This window comes from Lachnoclostridium sp. An14 (genome assembly GCF_002160755.1).
GTDB lineage: Bacteria > Bacillota > Clostridia > Lachnospirales > Lachnospiraceae > Lachnoclostridium_A.
In genome coordinates this window covers 13,210-29,822 of record NZ_NFLE01000021.1, presented here as the reverse complement: position 1 = coordinate 29,822, position 16,613 = coordinate 13,210, and the positions used below count along the sequence as shown (strand labels likewise).

Annotated in this window: 16 protein-coding genes; 14 read left to right on the top strand and 2 right to left on the bottom strand. The window is 57.2% G+C overall.

The window, feature by feature from the left end; genetic code table 11:
• The first annotated feature begins 55 nt into the window (after positions 1-55).
• The 5 genes from B5E84_RS12425 to B5E84_RS12405 all read left to right on the top strand — a co-directional run bounded on the left by B5E84_RS12425 (position 56) and on the right by B5E84_RS12405 (position 3,987).
• On the top strand, positions 56-643 hold the full coding sequence (locus B5E84_RS12425) for a Maf family protein (RefSeq protein WP_087223218.1): 588 nt from the start codon (positions 56-58) through the stop codon (positions 641-643).
• Positions 640-1,431: a Cof-type HAD-IIB family hydrolase gene (locus B5E84_RS12420; protein WP_087223216.1), complete on the top strand. Its 792-nt coding sequence runs from the start codon at positions 640-642 to the stop codon at positions 1,429-1,431. Before B5E84_RS12425 ends, B5E84_RS12420 begins: the two co-directional genes overlap by 4 nt.
• Positions 1,432-1,453: 22 nt before the next feature.
• On the top strand, positions 1,454-2,425 hold the full coding sequence (locus tag B5E84_RS12415; RefSeq protein ID WP_087223214.1) for a peptidyl-prolyl cis-trans isomerase: 972 nt from the start codon (positions 1,454-1,456) through the stop codon (positions 2,423-2,425).
• Between the two features lie 168 nt (positions 2,426-2,593).
• On the top strand, positions 2,594-3,091 hold the full coding sequence (locus B5E84_RS12410; protein ID WP_087223212.1) for a DUF5721 family protein: 498 nt from the start codon (positions 2,594-2,596) through the stop codon (positions 3,089-3,091).
• Between the two features lie 17 nt (positions 3,092-3,108).
• Positions 3,109-3,987 (top strand): ribokinase, encoded by an 879-nt coding sequence (locus B5E84_RS12405; RefSeq protein WP_087223210.1) that lies wholly within the window; start codon positions 3,109-3,111, stop codon positions 3,985-3,987.
• Between the two features lie 222 nt (positions 3,988-4,209).
• On the opposite strand, the gene B5E84_RS12400 is transcribed toward B5E84_RS12405, so the two are convergent.
• Entirely contained in the window at positions 4,210-4,590 is a 381-nt protein-coding gene (locus B5E84_RS12400) for a VOC family protein (RefSeq protein ID WP_087223208.1), read from the bottom strand.
• A 117-nt stretch (positions 4,591-4,707) separates the two neighbouring features.
• Here B5E84_RS12400 and B5E84_RS12395 point away from each other — a divergent pair, with 117 nt between their 5' ends.
• A complete protein-coding gene (locus B5E84_RS12395; RefSeq protein ID WP_087223206.1) occupies positions 4,708-5,625 on the top strand; it encodes an AraC family transcriptional regulator in 918 nt (305 codons plus the stop codon).
• A gap of 15 nt (positions 5,626-5,640) precedes the next feature.
• On the opposite strand, the gene B5E84_RS12390 is transcribed toward B5E84_RS12395, so the two are convergent.
• Complete coding sequence (locus B5E84_RS12390) at positions 5,641-5,970, bottom strand: TIGR04076 family protein (protein WP_087223281.1); 330 nt, start codon at positions 5,968-5,970, stop codon at positions 5,641-5,643.
• A 69-nt stretch (positions 5,971-6,039) separates the two neighbouring features.
• Between B5E84_RS12390 and B5E84_RS12385 the strand changes: the two genes are divergently transcribed.
• The 8 genes from B5E84_RS12385 to B5E84_RS12350 all read left to right on the top strand — a co-directional run bounded on the left by B5E84_RS12385 (position 6,040) and on the right by B5E84_RS12350 (position 16,372).
• Positions 6,040-6,726 carry a Crp/Fnr family transcriptional regulator gene (locus B5E84_RS12385; protein WP_162612861.1) on the top strand — a complete coding sequence of 229 codons (687 nt, stop codon included), beginning with the start codon at positions 6,040-6,042 and terminating at the stop codon, positions 6,724-6,726.
• 205 nt (positions 6,727-6,931) lie between these two features.
• Positions 6,932-9,001 (top strand): SH3 domain-containing protein, encoded by a 2,070-nt coding sequence (locus tag B5E84_RS12380; protein ID WP_087223203.1) that lies wholly within the window; start codon positions 6,932-6,934, stop codon positions 8,999-9,001.
• A gap of 17 nt (positions 9,002-9,018) precedes the next feature.
• Positions 9,019-10,731 (top strand): cadherin-like beta sandwich domain-containing protein, encoded by a 1,713-nt coding sequence (locus tag B5E84_RS12375; protein WP_087223202.1) that lies wholly within the window; start codon positions 9,019-9,021, stop codon positions 10,729-10,731.
• A gap of 422 nt (positions 10,732-11,153) precedes the next feature.
• A complete protein-coding gene (locus tag B5E84_RS12370; RefSeq protein ID WP_087223200.1) occupies positions 11,154-11,534 on the top strand; it encodes a GntR family transcriptional regulator in 381 nt (126 codons plus the stop codon).
• 51 nt (positions 11,535-11,585) lie between these two features.
• The gene (locus B5E84_RS12365; RefSeq protein ID WP_087223198.1) at positions 11,586-12,128 is read left to right on the top strand and encodes a UvrB/UvrC motif-containing protein; all 543 of its coding nucleotides are present in this window, start codon (positions 11,586-11,588) and stop codon (positions 12,126-12,128) included.
• Entirely contained in the window at positions 12,121-13,161 is a 1,041-nt protein-coding gene (locus B5E84_RS12360; protein ID WP_087223196.1) for an ATP--guanido phosphotransferase, read from the top strand. The genes B5E84_RS12365 and B5E84_RS12360 overlap by 8 nt, the downstream gene beginning before the upstream one ends.
• A gap of 246 nt (positions 13,162-13,407) precedes the next feature.
• Positions 13,408-15,864 carry an ATP-dependent Clp protease ATP-binding subunit gene (locus tag B5E84_RS12355; protein WP_087223194.1) on the top strand — a complete coding sequence of 819 codons (2,457 nt, stop codon included), beginning with the start codon at positions 13,408-13,410 and terminating at the stop codon, positions 15,862-15,864.
• Between the two features lie 94 nt (positions 15,865-15,958).
• On the top strand, positions 15,959-16,372 hold the full coding sequence (locus tag B5E84_RS12350) for an endosialidase (RefSeq protein WP_087223192.1): 414 nt from the start codon (positions 15,959-15,961) through the stop codon (positions 16,370-16,372).
• The last annotated feature ends 241 nt before the right edge of the window (positions 16,373-16,613 follow it).

The following is a 16,613-nucleotide window of genomic DNA, read 5'->3' as shown; positions in this document are numbered from 1 at the left end:
TGTTCCACGGCCTTTGTTTCCGTCTGGAGGGACGGATAGAGATGGAGGATGAGACATGAGAATCATATTGGCATCCGGCTCTCCCAGGCGGAGAGAGCTTTTGGAGCAGATTGGAATCCACGCGGAGGTGAGACCCAGCTCTGTGGAGGAAAAGGTGACGGCCAGGGAGCCGGAGAACGTGGTGCGGGAGCTGTCCTCCCAGAAGGCGGAGGATGTGGCTGCCGGAATAGAGGAAAGGGATGTGCTGGTGATCGGCGCCGATACGGTAGTGTGGGCCGGAGGGCGCATTTTGGGAAAGCCGGTCTCCCAGGAGGAGGCCCGTGCCATGATCGCCTCCCTGGCGGGGACGGTCCATCAGGTGTATACGGGAGTTACCCTCATTTACCGGGATCCGGAAGGTGCGGTCAGACGGACATCCTTCGCGGAGCGGACGAACGTCCACGTCTACCCCATGGAGGAGGCGGAAATCTGCCGGTACGCCGGCTGCGGCGAGCCCATGGACAAGGCGGGGGCTTACGGCATCCAGGGGCGGTTTGCCGCCTTTATAAAGGGAATTGAAGGAGATTACAGCAACGTGGTGGGACTTCCTGTGGGAAGGCTGTACCAGGAGATAAAAGGATTAGTCGGGAGGCTGGAAATATGATAAAACTGATTGTGACAGATATAGACGGGACGCTCCTGCCGGAAGGCACCCATACGCTGGAGCCGGATTATTTTGACGTGATCCGCAGGCTGCGGGATAAGGGAATGCAGTTCGCGGCGGCCAGCGGCCGCCACTGGAAAAGCATTGACCAGCTCTTTGGGCCGGTGCGGGAGAAAATCTTCTACGTGGCAGACAACGGGGCCTACCTTGGCACCTGCAGCCGGAGCCTGATCGTCCACACCCTTCCGAAGGAGACGGCGGTGGACATCATCCGGGAGGTGCGCCAGATGGAAGATGTGGAGATCGCTGTGAGCTGCGCCAACTGGACCTACATGGAAACCAGCGGCACGGAGTGCTGGAAGTGGCTTGAGGAGGGCTACCGCTACGACCTGCGGCTGATCGACGACCTGACCCAGGTGGACGAGGGCGAGGGGATTTTAAAACTGGCCCTGGACTGCTCCAGAAATGTGGACGCCATCGCCGCCGATTTCCGGAAGAAATACGGGGACAAGGCGAAGATGGCGGTTTCCGGGGAGAAGTGGCTGGACATCGTCCCTGTGGGGGTGAATAAGGCTACGGCGGTGCGGGAGCTCCAGGAGAGCCTTGGCATCAGCCCGGAGGAGACCATCGCCTTCGGCGACCAGTTAAACGACCTGGAGATGCTGGAGCGGGCGTATTACAGTTTCGCTGTGGGAAACGCCAGGGAGGAAGTAAAACAGGCGGCCCGTTTCCAGGCGGACACCAACGAGAGAAATGGCGTGCTGAAAATTTTGAAGACCTTGCTTTGACAAACATAGAGGAGTTTTGCGGATGACAGACAGAAAGAAATGGAGACGGTGCGTGGCTGTCGCTGCCGCGGCGGCGCTGCTGGGCGGCTGCGGGAATGGCATTCCCATCGTTTCCACGGTGAAGGAGATCGAAGGGTACACACTGCCCCAGTCCATGCTGGTGGCGGCTACGGAGAGGAACCGGTACCGGGATGCCTACACGGACCAGCTCTGGCAGGTGGTCCTGGACGAGGAAGGGACCACGGTGGAGGCCTTTTTCCTGGAGCAGGTGGAGGAGTTTCTGCGGGAGCTTAAGACCGTAAACCTGCTGGCGGAGGAGAAGGAGATCCAGCTAAACGGCGAGGAGCAGGGCCGGGTGGCCCAGCTTTCCCAGGAATATTTTTCCGGGCTGACGGCGGAGGACATCGCCTATATGGGAGTCACCCAGGAGGATGTGCAGCTGATGTACAGCGACTACTGCCTGGCAAACAAGCTGGTGACGGAGCTGACGAAGGATATGGATCTGGAGGTGAGCGACAGCGAGGCGAAGGTGATCGACTTACAGCAGATTGAGGTCTGGGATGGGGAGACGGCGGATTCCGTCTGGGCGATGACCCAGGAGGAGGGCGCAGATTTCGCCCAGATCGCCAGAGAGCACTCTGTAAACCCGGAAATTGACCGCCAGCTGGCCAGAGGAACGGGGGAGGCGGCCTTAGAGGAGGCAGCTTTTGCCCTGCAAACGGGAGAGGTGAGCGGCGTGATCCAGGCGGGGCAGGTTTACTACATTGTAAAATGTGTGAGCGACTACGACGAGGAGGCCACCAGGGAGCGGAAGGCGGAGCTGGAGCTGGCTAAAAAGGAGCAGGTGTTCCAGGGGATTTACGACGAGTTCGCGGGAGAGCACGTGGTGAGCTTTGGGGAAAATTTCTGGAGCGAAATGGAGTTTTCCGCGGGAGACGGGTGTACCACCACCAATTTCTTTGAGCTGTACCGGGAGTATTTTCCGGAGGTGTAAGGCCTTGCGGATGCCGGTGTCTGATTTGGCGTCTGGCCTGCGGCGTCAGAGCATAAGTTCCGGCGGGGGCCACTTGTGTTTTCCGGCGGCGGTGTGATATACTGGGGATAGCCGGCTGGCCGCCCTTTCCGGCGGCCGGCTGTGGAATTCGTCATCGGAGAGGACTTCATGGTAGCGTTAAAGATCGGGGATATTAAGACATTTACGTCCAAATTGTTTGTAAAGGACGCCTTTGACCGCTTTTTTGTGCGGGAGGCGCAGGTGGTGACCTACAATTCCTTTACCATCGACGGGCGGATCCGTCCGGGCTATTACACAAAGGATGAGCTGGAGGCGGGGGAGATTGGGGAGTTTTCTTCCTGGAAGACCATCAAGCCGGTGTGCTATTCTCTCATCAGAGGGAAAAAGCTGCCGGAGAGTTTCCGCGTGGAGCTGTCCCTGGGGCCGGAGGACACCGCCAGGGTGGTAAGGCAGGCGGGCAGCTCCTGGCGGCTGGAGACCGTAAAAGGGCTTTATCTGGGGATGCGGTATGAAAACGGGACGCTCCTTTGCGTCACCGGCGTGTCTCTTGGCGTGTTCACCATGGACCGGTCCCTGGAGTATCAGTGGGACGAGACGGTAAAGGGCTTTTTAAAGGCCAATGGCATTGCGTTTTCAGAAGAATAGGAGCAGGAGGAGACAAGATGAAGGTATTGAATTATGGTTCGCTGAACATTGACAACGTGTACAGCGTGGAGCATTTTGTGAGGGGCGGGGAGACCCTGTCATCCTCGAAAATGGAGATTTTCAGCGGCGGCAAGGGGTTAAATCAGTCCATCGCCCTGGCAAAGAGCGGCGTGGAGGTATGGCACGCCGGGGCCGTGGGAGAGAGTGACGGAGAGTTTCTGCTGGAAATGATGAAAAACGCCGGCGTAGATGTGCGTCTGGTGGCCCACACCGCCGGGAAGACGGGGCACGCCATCATCCAGAGGGATGTGAACGGGCAGAACTGCATTTTGCTCTACGGCGGCGCCAACCAGGAGATCACAAGGGCACAGGTGGATGCCGCCATGGAGTGCTTTGAGGCGGGGGACTTCCTGGTGCTCCAAAATGAGATCAACGAGATCGCTTATATTATGGAAAAAGCCCATGAGAAGGGGATGAAGATCGTGCTCAATCCTTCGCCCATGGACGAGAAGATCGCGGGCTATCCGCTGGATTATGTGGACTATTTCCTGTTAAATGAGATTGAGGCGGGAGACATCTGCGGCTGCCAGGGGAGCGGGAGAGAGCTTTTGGACAAGCTGGGGGAGCGTTTTCCGGGGGCGAAGATCGTGCTGACCTTAGGAGGCGACGGCTCCATGTACAAGGATGGAGATCTGGTGCTGGAGCAGCCGATTTACCGAGTGCCGGTGGTGGACACCACGGCGGCGGGAGACACGTTTACCGGATTTTTCATCGGCGGACTGATGCGGGGCGAGGAGCCGAAGACGGCTTTGGACCACGCGGCCAAAGCAGCTGCCATCGCTGTGTCCCGGCCGGGAGCGGCGCCTTCGATTCCGGATAGGAGCGAAGTGGAGTAGGAAAGAGATCTGCCGCGCCGGCAGTGGAGAATAAGCCTCGGAAAGCTTGGGAGGAATGGAGCTTTCCGGGGCTGTTTTTTTGTGGGATGGGAGACTGGGGGAGGGGCGGATAGGGAGGGCAGATTGCTCCTCTGCCGTCAGATTATAAAAATTTCGTCTGTACGGTTCTGCGGGAGGAGCAGGTCTTTCTCACCTGTGCAAAAGGACACCGCCCGTTTTCCATTAAACCGTTATCTCAATCGGATTCCCCTCCCCATCTAAAACGCAACTCTCATAATATCCATCCCCTGTGATGCGTGGGCCGCTGATGACGGGAAAACCGTGGGCTCTTAAGGTTTCTGTCAGTTGATTTACCTTTTCCTTGCTGCCTACGGAAAAAGCGGCGTGGGCAAAGCCAGTCCTTGCCACGGGTTCCCCGACGCTGATTGTTGGACGGTTCGTGATTTCCAGCCTTGCGCCGCCGTCAAAGGAGAGGAAATAAGAACGAAAGCCGGTGGTTTGGTTGTGGTAGAGATTGCTTGCGGCCGCGCCGAAATAGGTCTCAAAAAAGTTTCGGCTCTTTTCCAGATCGTTTACGTACATTGCCAGGTGTTCAATTTTCATATGGTTCCTCCTTTTCTTGTTTCTATCTACAGAATACCGCCAAATTTCTATTGATACAACAAAAATACCGCCATATAATATAAGAAAACCGCCAAATCCCAAAGGAGAGGAGAAACTATGGCATTACAGGAATGCGGATTAAATCTAAATCAGGCGTCCAGAGAATTGCAGCCTCACGGCAGTACCGGTTTTCCCTGTGCCGGCTATGCCTGCCGCTGCACGGAGCGGACGGAGGATATGATTCCATGGCACTGGCATGAGGAAATGGAAATCGCATATGTGGAGCAGGGGCAGGCTGTGGTGAAAGCGGCATCGAAGACGTTTTTACTGAATCCCGGAGAGTTGGTGGTGATCAATTCCAATGTGATCCACTTCGCTGCCGGGGCGCCGGAATGCCGTCTCCACTCCCTGGTTTTTCACCCCAGACTGATCACCGGGACGGAAGATTCCGTGTTTGCGGAAACGTATCTCCGGCCGCTGTTGTCCTGTGGCTCTTTTTTAGGGTATCAGATGGATGGACAAGATGGAGAGAAAGCCGCCGGTTGGTTCCGGCGGGCGTTTGAGGCCCTGGAGGAAGAACCGTGCGGCTTTGAGTTTACTGTGCGGGAGAATTTATCCCATATCTGCCTTTCCCTCTATGAAATATTTAAGAATCAGCTAGAAACCACCGTTCCTGCTTTGAGCCAGGATCACATCCGCATTAGGACGATGCTGGATTATATCCATGAGAATTTTTCCGGAAATATGTCTCTGGCGGATATTTCCGGCGCAGCCGGTGTCAGCGAACGGGAGTGCCTGCGGTGCTTTCGGAAAATGCTTCAGATTTCCCCCATCCAGTATTTGTTAAAATACCGGGTGATGCAGGGCGCCAGAATGTTTCTTAGAAACCCTGCGGATACGGTTTCGCGGACAGCGGCAGCCTGCGGCTTTGACAGCCCCAGCAATTTTTCAAATCTGTTTAAACGGTATTATAACTGCACACCGCGGGAATACCGGGAACGGCACGGGAAAGGTCATAAAGGCCGGGAAGGATGAGACTGCGCCTGGCCTCTAATCCTCCACGTCTATCCGCTCCAGCTTAAAGATCACCGGCCGCGTCCCGTCGTTGCAGCAGGCGATCATCATGTTCTCAGCGTTTGTCCATCCTCCCATAATGGAGCCGCCCTGGCGGGCAGTGTAAATGTAGCGGCTTACGCAGTCCCAGGCCTCCGCGCAGAACTGGCCGTTTAGCATACTCATGTATTCCTCCGGTCCCACCAGGAATTCCTGGCCCTCCCGAAAGACTTCACATTTCCCCGCCTGGGGATCTGCCAGATACTGTTTTTGCAAATCGGCAAAGAGCTCTCTGCGGAGCACGGTGATTTTTACCTTATGTGTCATTTTTGGATTCTCCTTTTCCTTGGTTTTTGTGATATACTGGTGAAAAAATGTGTAAAAGGGGCGTTTCCCATGAGTCAGATCCTTCCAAAATACTATTTTTCCGGGGAGTTTGCAGACTTTTACCCGATGCTGCGGTCCCTGCGGGGCAGGGAGGTCCGTTTCCGGACCGGGGAGTTCCTCTGGAAGATCGGGGAGCCGGTGACCACCATTTTCTATTTCCGCTCCGGCCTGGTTCAGTGCTACGTAGAGCACGAGGACGGCCACCGGAAAAATTTGTCCTTCCACGGAGCGGATACCGTATTTCCTGGGGTGCAGCGGGCGGATTACAAAATCGAGCGTTCCATCCTGGTGAGGGCACTGACGGACGTGGAGGCCGTGGCCTTTGACCGGGAGGGCTTTTACCGATTCTGTCTGGAGCATCCCACGCTTTTGGCACAGCTTTATGAAATGCAGTCGTCCTATGTAAATATGCTGATCTACGACGTGGCTCATCAGAGATACAACGACACCTTTCTCAAGGTGTGCAATTTCCTTTTTCTGATGGCCCATCACGGGATGGCTGGTGACGGGGCCGCGGGGATTTCCCAGGAGGCCATCGCCGACACCCTAGGAGTGGGGCGGAATCACGTGACGAAAAGCTTATCCCGTCTGCGGCAGGAAAACACTGTCCGTCTGGGACGGCGGCGGGTGGAAATCGTGGACTTGAAAAAGCTGAAGGACTACTGCTCCCTGGAGACTCTGGAGGTTCCTTTCTAAACAAAAAGGATAGCAGAGACAGGAGCTTTTTTCTGTTCCCTGGGGAACAAAACTGCCCCCATTAAGGAATTCTTACAAATTCCGGCGATTCTATGAAGTTTTGGTGAATCGGTTGACACAGGATTGCGTTTATCATTATAATGAAGATGCTGTCACAATGCGGGCAGTCTGCCCATTTGACAGGAGGAAAAATAGGAGAGCACACATGAAAAAAAAGTACATAAAGAAGGGGGCCGCGCTGGCGCTGGGACTGCTGCTGGCAGTTCATCAGCCGGCGGCCAGCCTGTTTCCCTTGGTGGAGGCCATGGCCTACACGGAGCGGACGGCCAGCATCAACGGCACCAATGTAAACGTGCGCAGCGGGCCGGGCACCACCAACTCTGTGGTCACCAGGCTGACGAAGGGAGCGGCGGTCACGGTCATTGGGGAACAGACGGCATCCGACGGCGCCCTGTGGTATCAGATCCGGTTTACGGGATCCGGAGGGGCGGAGACCACCGGTTTCGTATCCTCGGCATACATAAAGTTTCCGGTAGCCTATTCCACGGACGCGGATTTTGAGGCTTACCTCACCGCCCAGGGGTTTCCGGAAAGCTACAAGGACGGCCTGCGGGCCCTCCACGCCCAGTATCCCAACTGGGTATTTACCGCTCAGCAGACGGGTTTGGACTGGAATGACGTGATTGCCAATGAGAGCGTGGTGGGCACCAACCTGGTGAGCACCGGCAGCATTTCCTCGTGGAAATCCACGGCGGCGGGGGCCTACGACTGGGCCAGCAGCACCTGGCCCGGATTTGACGGGAGCGCCTGGGTGGCGGCTTCCCAGGAGATCATCAGCTACTATATGGATCCCAGGAATTTCCTGGACGAGCACTACGTGTTCCAGTTCCTGCTCCAGACCTATGACGGCTCGGTGCAGACGGCAGAGGGACTTCAGACCATGCTGAAGGGCACCTTTATGGAGAGCGGCTCCGTACAGAGCAGTGGCGCCGGGACGGGGAATACCGGGAACACAGGAACGGAAAACGCCGGCACAGGTTCCGGCGGGAACGGAAACGGCCCAGGCATCGGAATCGGGCCCGGCGGAGCAGAGAGCACTGGCAGCGCGGAGAGCGGAACTGCCGGAGCGGGGAGTCAGAGCCCGGAAAGCACCGGTGGCGCCTCCGGATCCAATCAGGAAGTGAGCTTTGAAAGCCCGTCTGTGGCCATGAGCGTCCACAACGCGGTGACGGTGGCCACCAGCTACGGCCCCGGCATGGAGCTGGACGGCGGAAATGGAGGAAACGGCGGGACGGCCAATACAGGGACAAATTCCGGTTCCGTGCAAGCGCCTTCCTCCGGAACCATGTCCTACGCCGAGATCCTCATGAAGGCGGGACAGCAGTACGGAGTAAATCCTTACGTGCTGGCGGCCATGATCATCCAGGAGAACGGATCCAATGGCAGCTCCAGCATTTCCGGAACCAGAGCTCCTTACGAGGGATATTATAACTTTTACAATATCGGCGCCTACGCCACCGGCAGCATGGACGCGGTGACCAGAGGGCTGTGGTACGCCTCCCAGGCGGGGAGCTACGGCCGGCCCTGGAACACGGTGGAGAAGGCGATTTTAGGCGGAGCGGAGTATTACGGGACGAACTTTGTGAAAGCCGGACAGGACACCTTCTATCTGAAGAAGTTTAACGTGCAGGGTAGCAATCTGTACAAGCATCAGTATATGACCAACGTCCAGGCGGCGGCATCGGAGGGCTACGAGATGTCTACGGCCTACGGAAACGAGGCGAAACAGCTGGCCCTGGAATTCAAGATTCCGGTTTACACCAATATGCCCGGTTCGCCCTGCGCCAAACCCACGGTGGACGGTAGCCCCAACAACAAGCTGGGCGGCCTGGCTGTGGATGGCTTTGCCCTCACTCCCACCTTCCAGATGGACACCACCTCCTACGACCTGATCGTGGATCATTCTGTGACCAGCGTCAATGTACAGGCATCGCCTCTGCATTCCAAAGCGTCGGTGAGCGGTACGGGAACGGTGGATCTCCAGAGCGGAATCAATGAGATCAAGGTCAATGTGAAGGCCGAAAACGGCGCCGTCAGAGAGTACGTGATCCATGTGGTGCGGCAGTCCGGCGGGCCTACCTATACCCAGGGAGCGGGCGGAACGGTTTCCGGAACCGTTTCCCAGGGGAACGGCGGAACCGGGACGGGAAATGGCGGCTCCGGACAGGGAGACAGCCAGGATCTGTTTACCGGGCCTGGAATGGAAATACAGTGAATGAGAAGGAAAAAGGTATGATAAGATTGAAACTGAAGAAAGCGTTTTTAGGCGCGGCCATGAGCGCCATGCTGGCGTTTACTGTGCCCTGGGGGCTGCTGACCTCCTTTGCGGCCAGCGCCAGGATCGCGTTCTCCGACCCTTCGGCGACGGTGGGCCAGGAAGTGAATGTAAATGTGAAGATTTCCTCCTTAAGCGGGGAGGCGCTGGGGCGTTCCAGCCTGATGCTGTCCTACGACCCCAACGTGCTGGAGTTTGTGAGCGGGGCGGACGCCAGCGGCGGAGCCGGCTCCGTGAGCGTGCGGCAGACGGCGGAGGCCGGGGCTCAGACCATGGCCACCTCCCTCACCTTCCGGGCGCTGCAGGCCGGATCCACCCAGATCACGGTGAGCACCCAGGAGGTGTACGACGCGGACGAACAGATCGTGACCATTGACCGGCTGGGAAATTCCACGGTGACGGTGGCGGCGGAGGCCGGGGCGTCCGCGGACGCGGGCTTAAAGTCCCTGAAGGTGTCTCCCGGCAGCCTGACGCCGGAGTTTTCCGCTGATGTGACGGAGTACAGCGTGAGCGTAGGGCCGGATGTGACGAAACTGGCGGTGAGCGCCGAGGCTAGCGACGAGGCTGCCACGGTGACGGTAAACGGCAGCAGCAATTTGCAGATGGGAGAAAACACGGTAAACTGCGTGGTGACCGCTGCGGACGGACAGACGAAGACGTACGTGATCCACGTGACCAAGACGGAAGGCGGAGCGGAGGCCGGAGGGGCTGTGGCCGCCGGAGATCTGACTGTGGTCATCGACGAGGCACAGTACAGCGTGGCTCACAGCTTTGACGTGACCACTCTGCCGGAGGGCTTTGAAGGCTTTACCTATAATTATAAGGGTCAGGACATTATGGCCGGAAAGGGCATCCAGAAGGATCTTCTGCTGCTCTGCCTGGTGAACGGGGACGGCCAGGGCGCCTTCTTCATCTACGATGAGGCGGCGGACGCGTTCTTCCCCTATATGGAGGTTTCCACCTCTCCCAAGTCGGTGATTGTGCTGCAGCCGGACGAGAGCGTGACGGTTCCCGCAGGCTTTACCGCCGGAATCATGAATCTGCCGGGCGGCGGCCAGGTAGAGGGCTGGGTGCCCGCGGGCGAGGAGAATCCGAAGTACATGATTTTCTACGGAATGAACTGGAACGGCACGAAGGATTTCTACCGCTACGATCTGGAGGAGAACACCATCCAGCGCTATTTCCAGGATCTTCCCGGAGTGGACGGAATTTCTTCTGAGCAGTATAAGGATATTGCCCTCACCTACAAGGATCTGCTCCACGATTACGATATGCGGGGAGTGGTGATCATTTTCCTGATCGTGGTATCTGCCGGACTGGCGGTGGCTCTCATCGTAGTGGCCCGCAGAAAAGGCGGAAAGGCACGGCCGGAGGTCAAGGAGCGGACAGAGAAAAAGTCCAGGAGACGGGACGGCGGAAAGCGGGCGGCTGCGGAACAGGCAGCGGCAGAGGCGTACACGGCCGCAGAGCCGGAGGAGATTCCCCAGGACCGGAACTGGGAGCCGGAAGACGGCTTCCTACAGCCGGAGGACGAGGATCGTTTGCCGGAGAGAGAGACCGAGCCGGAGGATGATTTTGAATTCGTGGATCTGGACCTGGAGCCGGAGGATGTGCCGGAGCCGAAGAAACCGGAGGACGAGGACGACGACTTTGAATTTATAGATCTGTAAAGAAAATGGACTGCGCCGCAGAGGAAAAGGCAGGTTTGCCTTGGACTTTGGGGCGCAGTTGCTTGTGTAGTAGGAAACGTCGTTTCCCATGACACAAAAGCCTCCGGCGGGAGGCACATTCCGAGCAGGGGAAGATGGATGCTGGCGCAGCCGCGCTCCGGCGCGAGTGTGCGCCAAGCGCATACTTTTTATTAGGGGGAGAATGGAGGGGGCTTTCTGCCGTCTGTGTGAAAAGGCGGGGTTTGCTTATCAGATTATTGCCGTAGTCCGTCTCTCTAAAAAAGGAATTTGCGAATATATATAAAGGGAAATGGGATGGCTGTTTTCTGGTCAGAACTTCCGGCGGCAAGATAGGGGTTGACGGATGTTGGATTATTTGTTACACTTTTCATAGAACAGATATAACGAAAGATGGTGGTTCGATGATATTGGAAATTGATTTTAACAGTGATGAAGCGTATTACGTCCAGCTTTGCAACCAGATCATTCTGGGGATCGCCATGGACCGGATCCGGGAGGGGGAGGCCCTGCCGTCCGTGCGCCAGATGGCTGACCGAATCGGAATTAATATGCACACGGTCAATAAAGCCTACGCCGTACTCCGACAGGAGGGCTTTGTGAAATTAGACCGGAGAAAGGGCGCCATCGTCTCCCTGGACATCGACAAGCTCCGGGCCCTGGAGGAGATGCGCCGGGAGCTGGGGGTCGTTCTGGCCAGGGGAGTCTGTAAAAACGTGAGCCGGGAGGAGGTCCATCAGCTGGTGGACGACATTTTTGACCGGTTTGCGGGGAGCGCGGATTAGCCGCGCCCGGGAGCTTAAAAACAGCAGGAAACAGATAGCGGAGGCTCAAATATGTTGTGTGAAAAATGTAAGGCCAGAGAGGCCACAATACAGTATACGGAAGTGGTGAACGGGGTGCGGACGGAGCACAATTTCTGCGCCCAGTGCGCCAGCGAGATGGATCTGGGACAGGATTTCCCTCTGGGAAGGCTGCTGTCCGGGCTTTTGGGCCTGGGGGCGGGAAGTCCTAAGGAGGAAAAGTACGCCCATGTGGTGTGTCCCACCTGCGGCACCAGCTACGAGGATTTCGTAAAAAACAGCCGCTTTGGCTGCCCCGACTGCTACGAGGTGTTTGATCTGCTCATCAGCGACAAGATCAAGCAGCTTCAGGGCAGCGACAGCCACCGGGGCAAGAAGGCGAAAAATGCGGGGAGAGAGGAAATCATCAGGCAGAAGGACGAGACGTTATCGGCCATGGAGGACAGTTTGGAGGAGCGGATTGCCCGCCTCTACGCCTGCCAGCAGGCGGCGGTGAAACGGGAGGACTACGAGGAGGCCGCCCGCTGCCGGGATGAGATCAGAAAGCTAAAGACAGGAAGTGAGACAGATGCTTAAATGGTTTGAGGAAACGGATAAAAGCAGCCCCAATATTATGTACAGCCGCGTCCGCCTGGTAAGAAACTGGGCGGAGTACCCGTTTTCCGGCAGGCTCACGAAAGAGCAGGCGTCGGAGCTGGTGAGCCGTCTGGAAAAAGGGCTGAGGGATTTCTGCCTGGAGGAGGGCAGGGATTATGAATACGCCATGCTGGGGGATTTAAGCGACTTGGAGCGGCGGGCCCTGCGGGAGCGGCGGATCCTAAACGGCACCCTGGCGGCAAAGAAAGACCCGGTGGGCCTGATTCTCTCAAAAGACGAGAAGGTGAGCCTGGTGTTAAACGGGGACGACCACATTCGAATGCAGTTTATCGCTCCTGGAATGCACCTGCGGGAGCTGTGGCGGGACGCGGACCGGGCGGACGATTTTATCAATGAGACATTTTCCTATGCTTACGACGAGAAATACGGATTCCTCACGGCCTACCCCACTAACGTGGGCACCGGGCTGCGGGCATCGGCGGTGGTACACCTGCCGGCCCTTTCCTCCGGGAAGAAGTTTGCCAGCCTGGTGGGGGAGATGAGCCGGTTTGGAGCTAGCGTCAAGGGGCTCTACGGCGAGGGAAATGAAAATTACGGCTCCCTCTATGTGGTTTCTAACCAGAAAACCCTGGGGGTGACGGAACAGGAAATCGTGGAGCTGGTGGAAAAAGTGGCCAGACAGCTGGCCAGCCAGGAGCAGCAGGTGCGGGATATGGCCCTGTCCACGGACCGTCTGGGCCAGGAGGACGAGGCATATAAGTCCTACGGAGTGTTAAAATACGCCAGACGGCTGACCTGGAAGGATGCCATGGTATTTTTGTCCCGGCTGATGACCGGTGTGTCCGACGGGATTATAAAATTTGAGGAGCCATGCCCGGTGTTTGCCATGATGCTGGGGATTCAGAAGGCGAATTTACAGAAACTTTCCCAGAGGCCTCTGTCCCGGGCGGAGCTGGACGTGGCCCGTGCCGGGTATCTTCGGGCAGAGCTGCCGGAGCTTGCGGGAAAGTAAGCGGACCGGTGCGGGCTGGCGGGAACAGGCCAGCGCGGGCCTGCCGGAGAGGAGCGATTGGGCGTGCCGGGAGGCGGAAGAAAGGCGTTTTAAAAATGAGTGCCGGTGACCAGGGGAGCGCCCCGGTTTCTGGTGTGACCTTCCGGAAGGAAAAATGTCCGGCAGAGAGCGTCAGCGTTTCGGCGTCCTTTCCAGGACGGCGGGGCGTTTCGTATGACAGAACAGAGACGAGGAGGAACATTTTGCATGACAGGCAGATATGAGAAATTTACGCCTCAGGCGAGAGAGGCGATACGGCTGGCGGAGGAGGCGGCGCAGAGCTTAAGCCACGGCTCCGTGGGCACGGAGCACCTGCTCTTAGGCCTTTTGGAGGAGGGCACGGGCGTGGCGTACCGGGTTCTTTCCGAGTGCGGCGTGGAGCTTTCCAAGGTGCGGGAGCTGATGGAGGAGCTGATTTCCGGAAACAGCGCCCTGCGCACCAGAGGAGAGCTTTGGACCCCGCGGGCAGAGCGGGTGCTGGAAAACAGCTACCATGAGGCGGTGCGGTTTAAGGCCCCTCTGGTGGGCACGGAGCACATTCTGATCGCCATGATCAGGGAGAACGACTGTGTGGCCACCAGGATTTTAAATACCATGGGCGTTTCCGTGCAGAAGATCTATGTGGACCTGTTTTCTGCCATGGGTGAGGACGCCCCGGCGAACCGGGACGACGTTCCCGCCGGGAAGGGAAAGAAAGGAACTCCGGTGTTAGACAGCTACAGCCGGGATTTGACGGCCCTGGCCAGAGACGGCAAGCTGGATCCGGTCATCGGCAGGAGCCGGGAGATCAGCCGGGTGATCCAGATTTTAAGCCGCAGGACGAAAAACAATCCCTGCCTTATCGGCGAGCCGGGAGTGGGAAAAACCGCTGTGGTGGAGGGATTAGCGCAGCTGATCGTGTCTGGAAATGTCCCGGAAACCATTGCGGAAAAGCGTGTGGTGACGCTGGATCTCTCCGGCATGGTGGCCGGTTCCAAATACCGGGGCGAGTTTGAGGAGAGGATCAAAAAGGTGCTGTCAGAGCTGAAGGACGACGGGGACGTGCTGCTCTTTATCGACGAGCTGCATACCATTATCGGAGCCGGCGGGGCGGAGGGCGCTCTGGACGCTTCCAATATTTTAAAGCCGTCCCTAGCCAGAGGAGAGCTGCAGCTCATCGGCGCCACCACCATTGAGGAGTATCGGAAGTACATTGAAAAGGACTCCGCCCTGGAGCGGCGGTTCCAGCCGGTGACGGTGGATGAGCCGGACGAGGAGGCATCCATCGCCATTTTAAACGGGCTGAAGGGAAAGTACGAGGAGCACCACCGGGTGACCATCACCGGGGAGGCCATCGAGGCGGCGGTGAAACTGTCTGCCCGCTATATCAACGATCGTTTCCTGCCGGATAAGGCCATCGACTTAATCGACGAGGCCGCCTCCAAAGTGCGGCTGCAGAATTTCGTGGAGCCGCCGGAGATCAAAGGCCTGGAAAAGGAAATTGCCGCCCTGGAGCAGCAGAAGGAGACGGCCATCCGTTCCGAGGCTTACGAAAAGGCAGGAGAGATCAAGAAAAAGCAGGAGAAGAAACGGGAGAAGATCGAAAAGCTCCGCCAGAAGTGGGAGAAGGAAAAAACCACGAAAAAGCTGGTGGTGGGAGAAAACGAGGTGGCGGACGTGGTGTCCGGCTGGACCAGGATCCCGGTGAAAAAGCTGGCGGAGGAGGAGTCGGAACGGCTCAGAAACCTAGAATCCATTCTCCACAACCGGGTAGTGGGTCAGGAGGAAGCGGTAACCGCTGTTTCCAAGGCCATCCGCAGAGGACGGGTGGGATTAAAGGATCCCAAACGCCCCATCGGCTCCTTCCTGTTTTTAGGTCCCACGGGTGTGGGAAAAACGGAGCTTTCCAAGGCGCTGGCGGAGGCGATGTTCGGCACAGAGTCGGCCCTGATCCGGGTGGATATGTCGGAGTACATGGAGAAACACAGCGTTTCCAAGATGATCGGTTCCCCGCCAGGATATGTGGGCTACGACGAGGGCGGCCAGCTCAGCGAGAAGGTGAGGCGCAACCCCTATTCCGTCATCCTGTTTGACGAGGTGGAAAAGGCCCATCCGGACGTGTTCAATATCCTGCTCCAGGTGCTGGACGACGGCCATATCACCGATGCCCAGGGCCGGAAAATCGACTTTAAAAATACCGTTCTCATCATGACTTCCAATGCGGGGGCGGAGAATATCATCTCCCCGAAACGGCTGGGATTTGCCTCCGCAAACGATGAGAAGGAAAATTATAAATTTATGAAGGACCGGGTGATGGAGGAGGTCAAGCGCCTGTTTAAGCCGGAGTTTTTAAACAGGATCGACGACATCATTGTATTCCATCCGTTAAATAAGGACCACATGAAGGAGATTGCCGGCATTATGCTTTCCACCATTGGAAAGCGGACCAGAGCCCAGCTGCAGATGGAGCTGGAGGTGACGGACCAGGCGAAGGAGTACCTGATCGAGAAGGGCTACGACGAGAAGTACGGCGCCCGTCCTTTGCGGCGCACCATCCAGAACCTTCTGGAGGATAAGCTGGCGGAGGAGGTGCTGGACGGCCAGGTGAAGGCCGGGGATCACGTCCTGGTGGACGCCGGCGGGGACGGTCTGAAATTTTCCACCCTGGAGGAGACAAAACACTAGAAAAAACAAGGTGGATGTGGTACAATGTGAACACCAACAATACAGGGACAAGTATTTACTGAAACACTTTATGAAGAACCAGGAGGGCAAGGATATGCCGGTAGTTGAAGAATTAATCCGCACAGAACAGGATGGAACCATCAGCTTTGGAAATTACAAATTAGATGTGAAGTCAAAGCATGACAATTTTGAGCATGACGGAGACTTATATAAGGTGAAAACATTCTACGAGATCACGAAACTGGAGAAGAACGGATTGTTCGTATACGAGTCTGTGCCGGGTACGGCCGTGGAGCATTTCCGCGTGGACGATAGGAATGTGGAATTCCTGGTGGAGGGCAGTCAGGACGCGCAGGTGACCCTGCAGCTGGAGGAAGACTGCGAGTACGAGGTGTTCGTAGACGATGCCGCAGTGGGCGGTATGAAGACTAACCGGAGCGGTAAGCTGGTCATCGGCGTGGAGTTAAACGAGGGGACAGCAGTGAAGGTAAAGGTCGTCCGGAAATAAGCAAGGAAAGAATGTGAGAGCGGGCCGCAGAGCTGGAGAAATCCCTGCGGCCCGTTCGTTGTTTCCTGTCATGAAAAATGTGTGATCTATGGCGCGGCAGTTTCCGGTGGGATGGGCACTTCGCGGAGAGGGAACGGGGCTGCTGGAGCAGCCGCGCTCCGGCGCGAGTGTGGACTGCTGCGCGCATTTTTCCAAACGGGAGGGAAGATTCTCCAGGGATGACGGCAGGGCGGCGGATGCC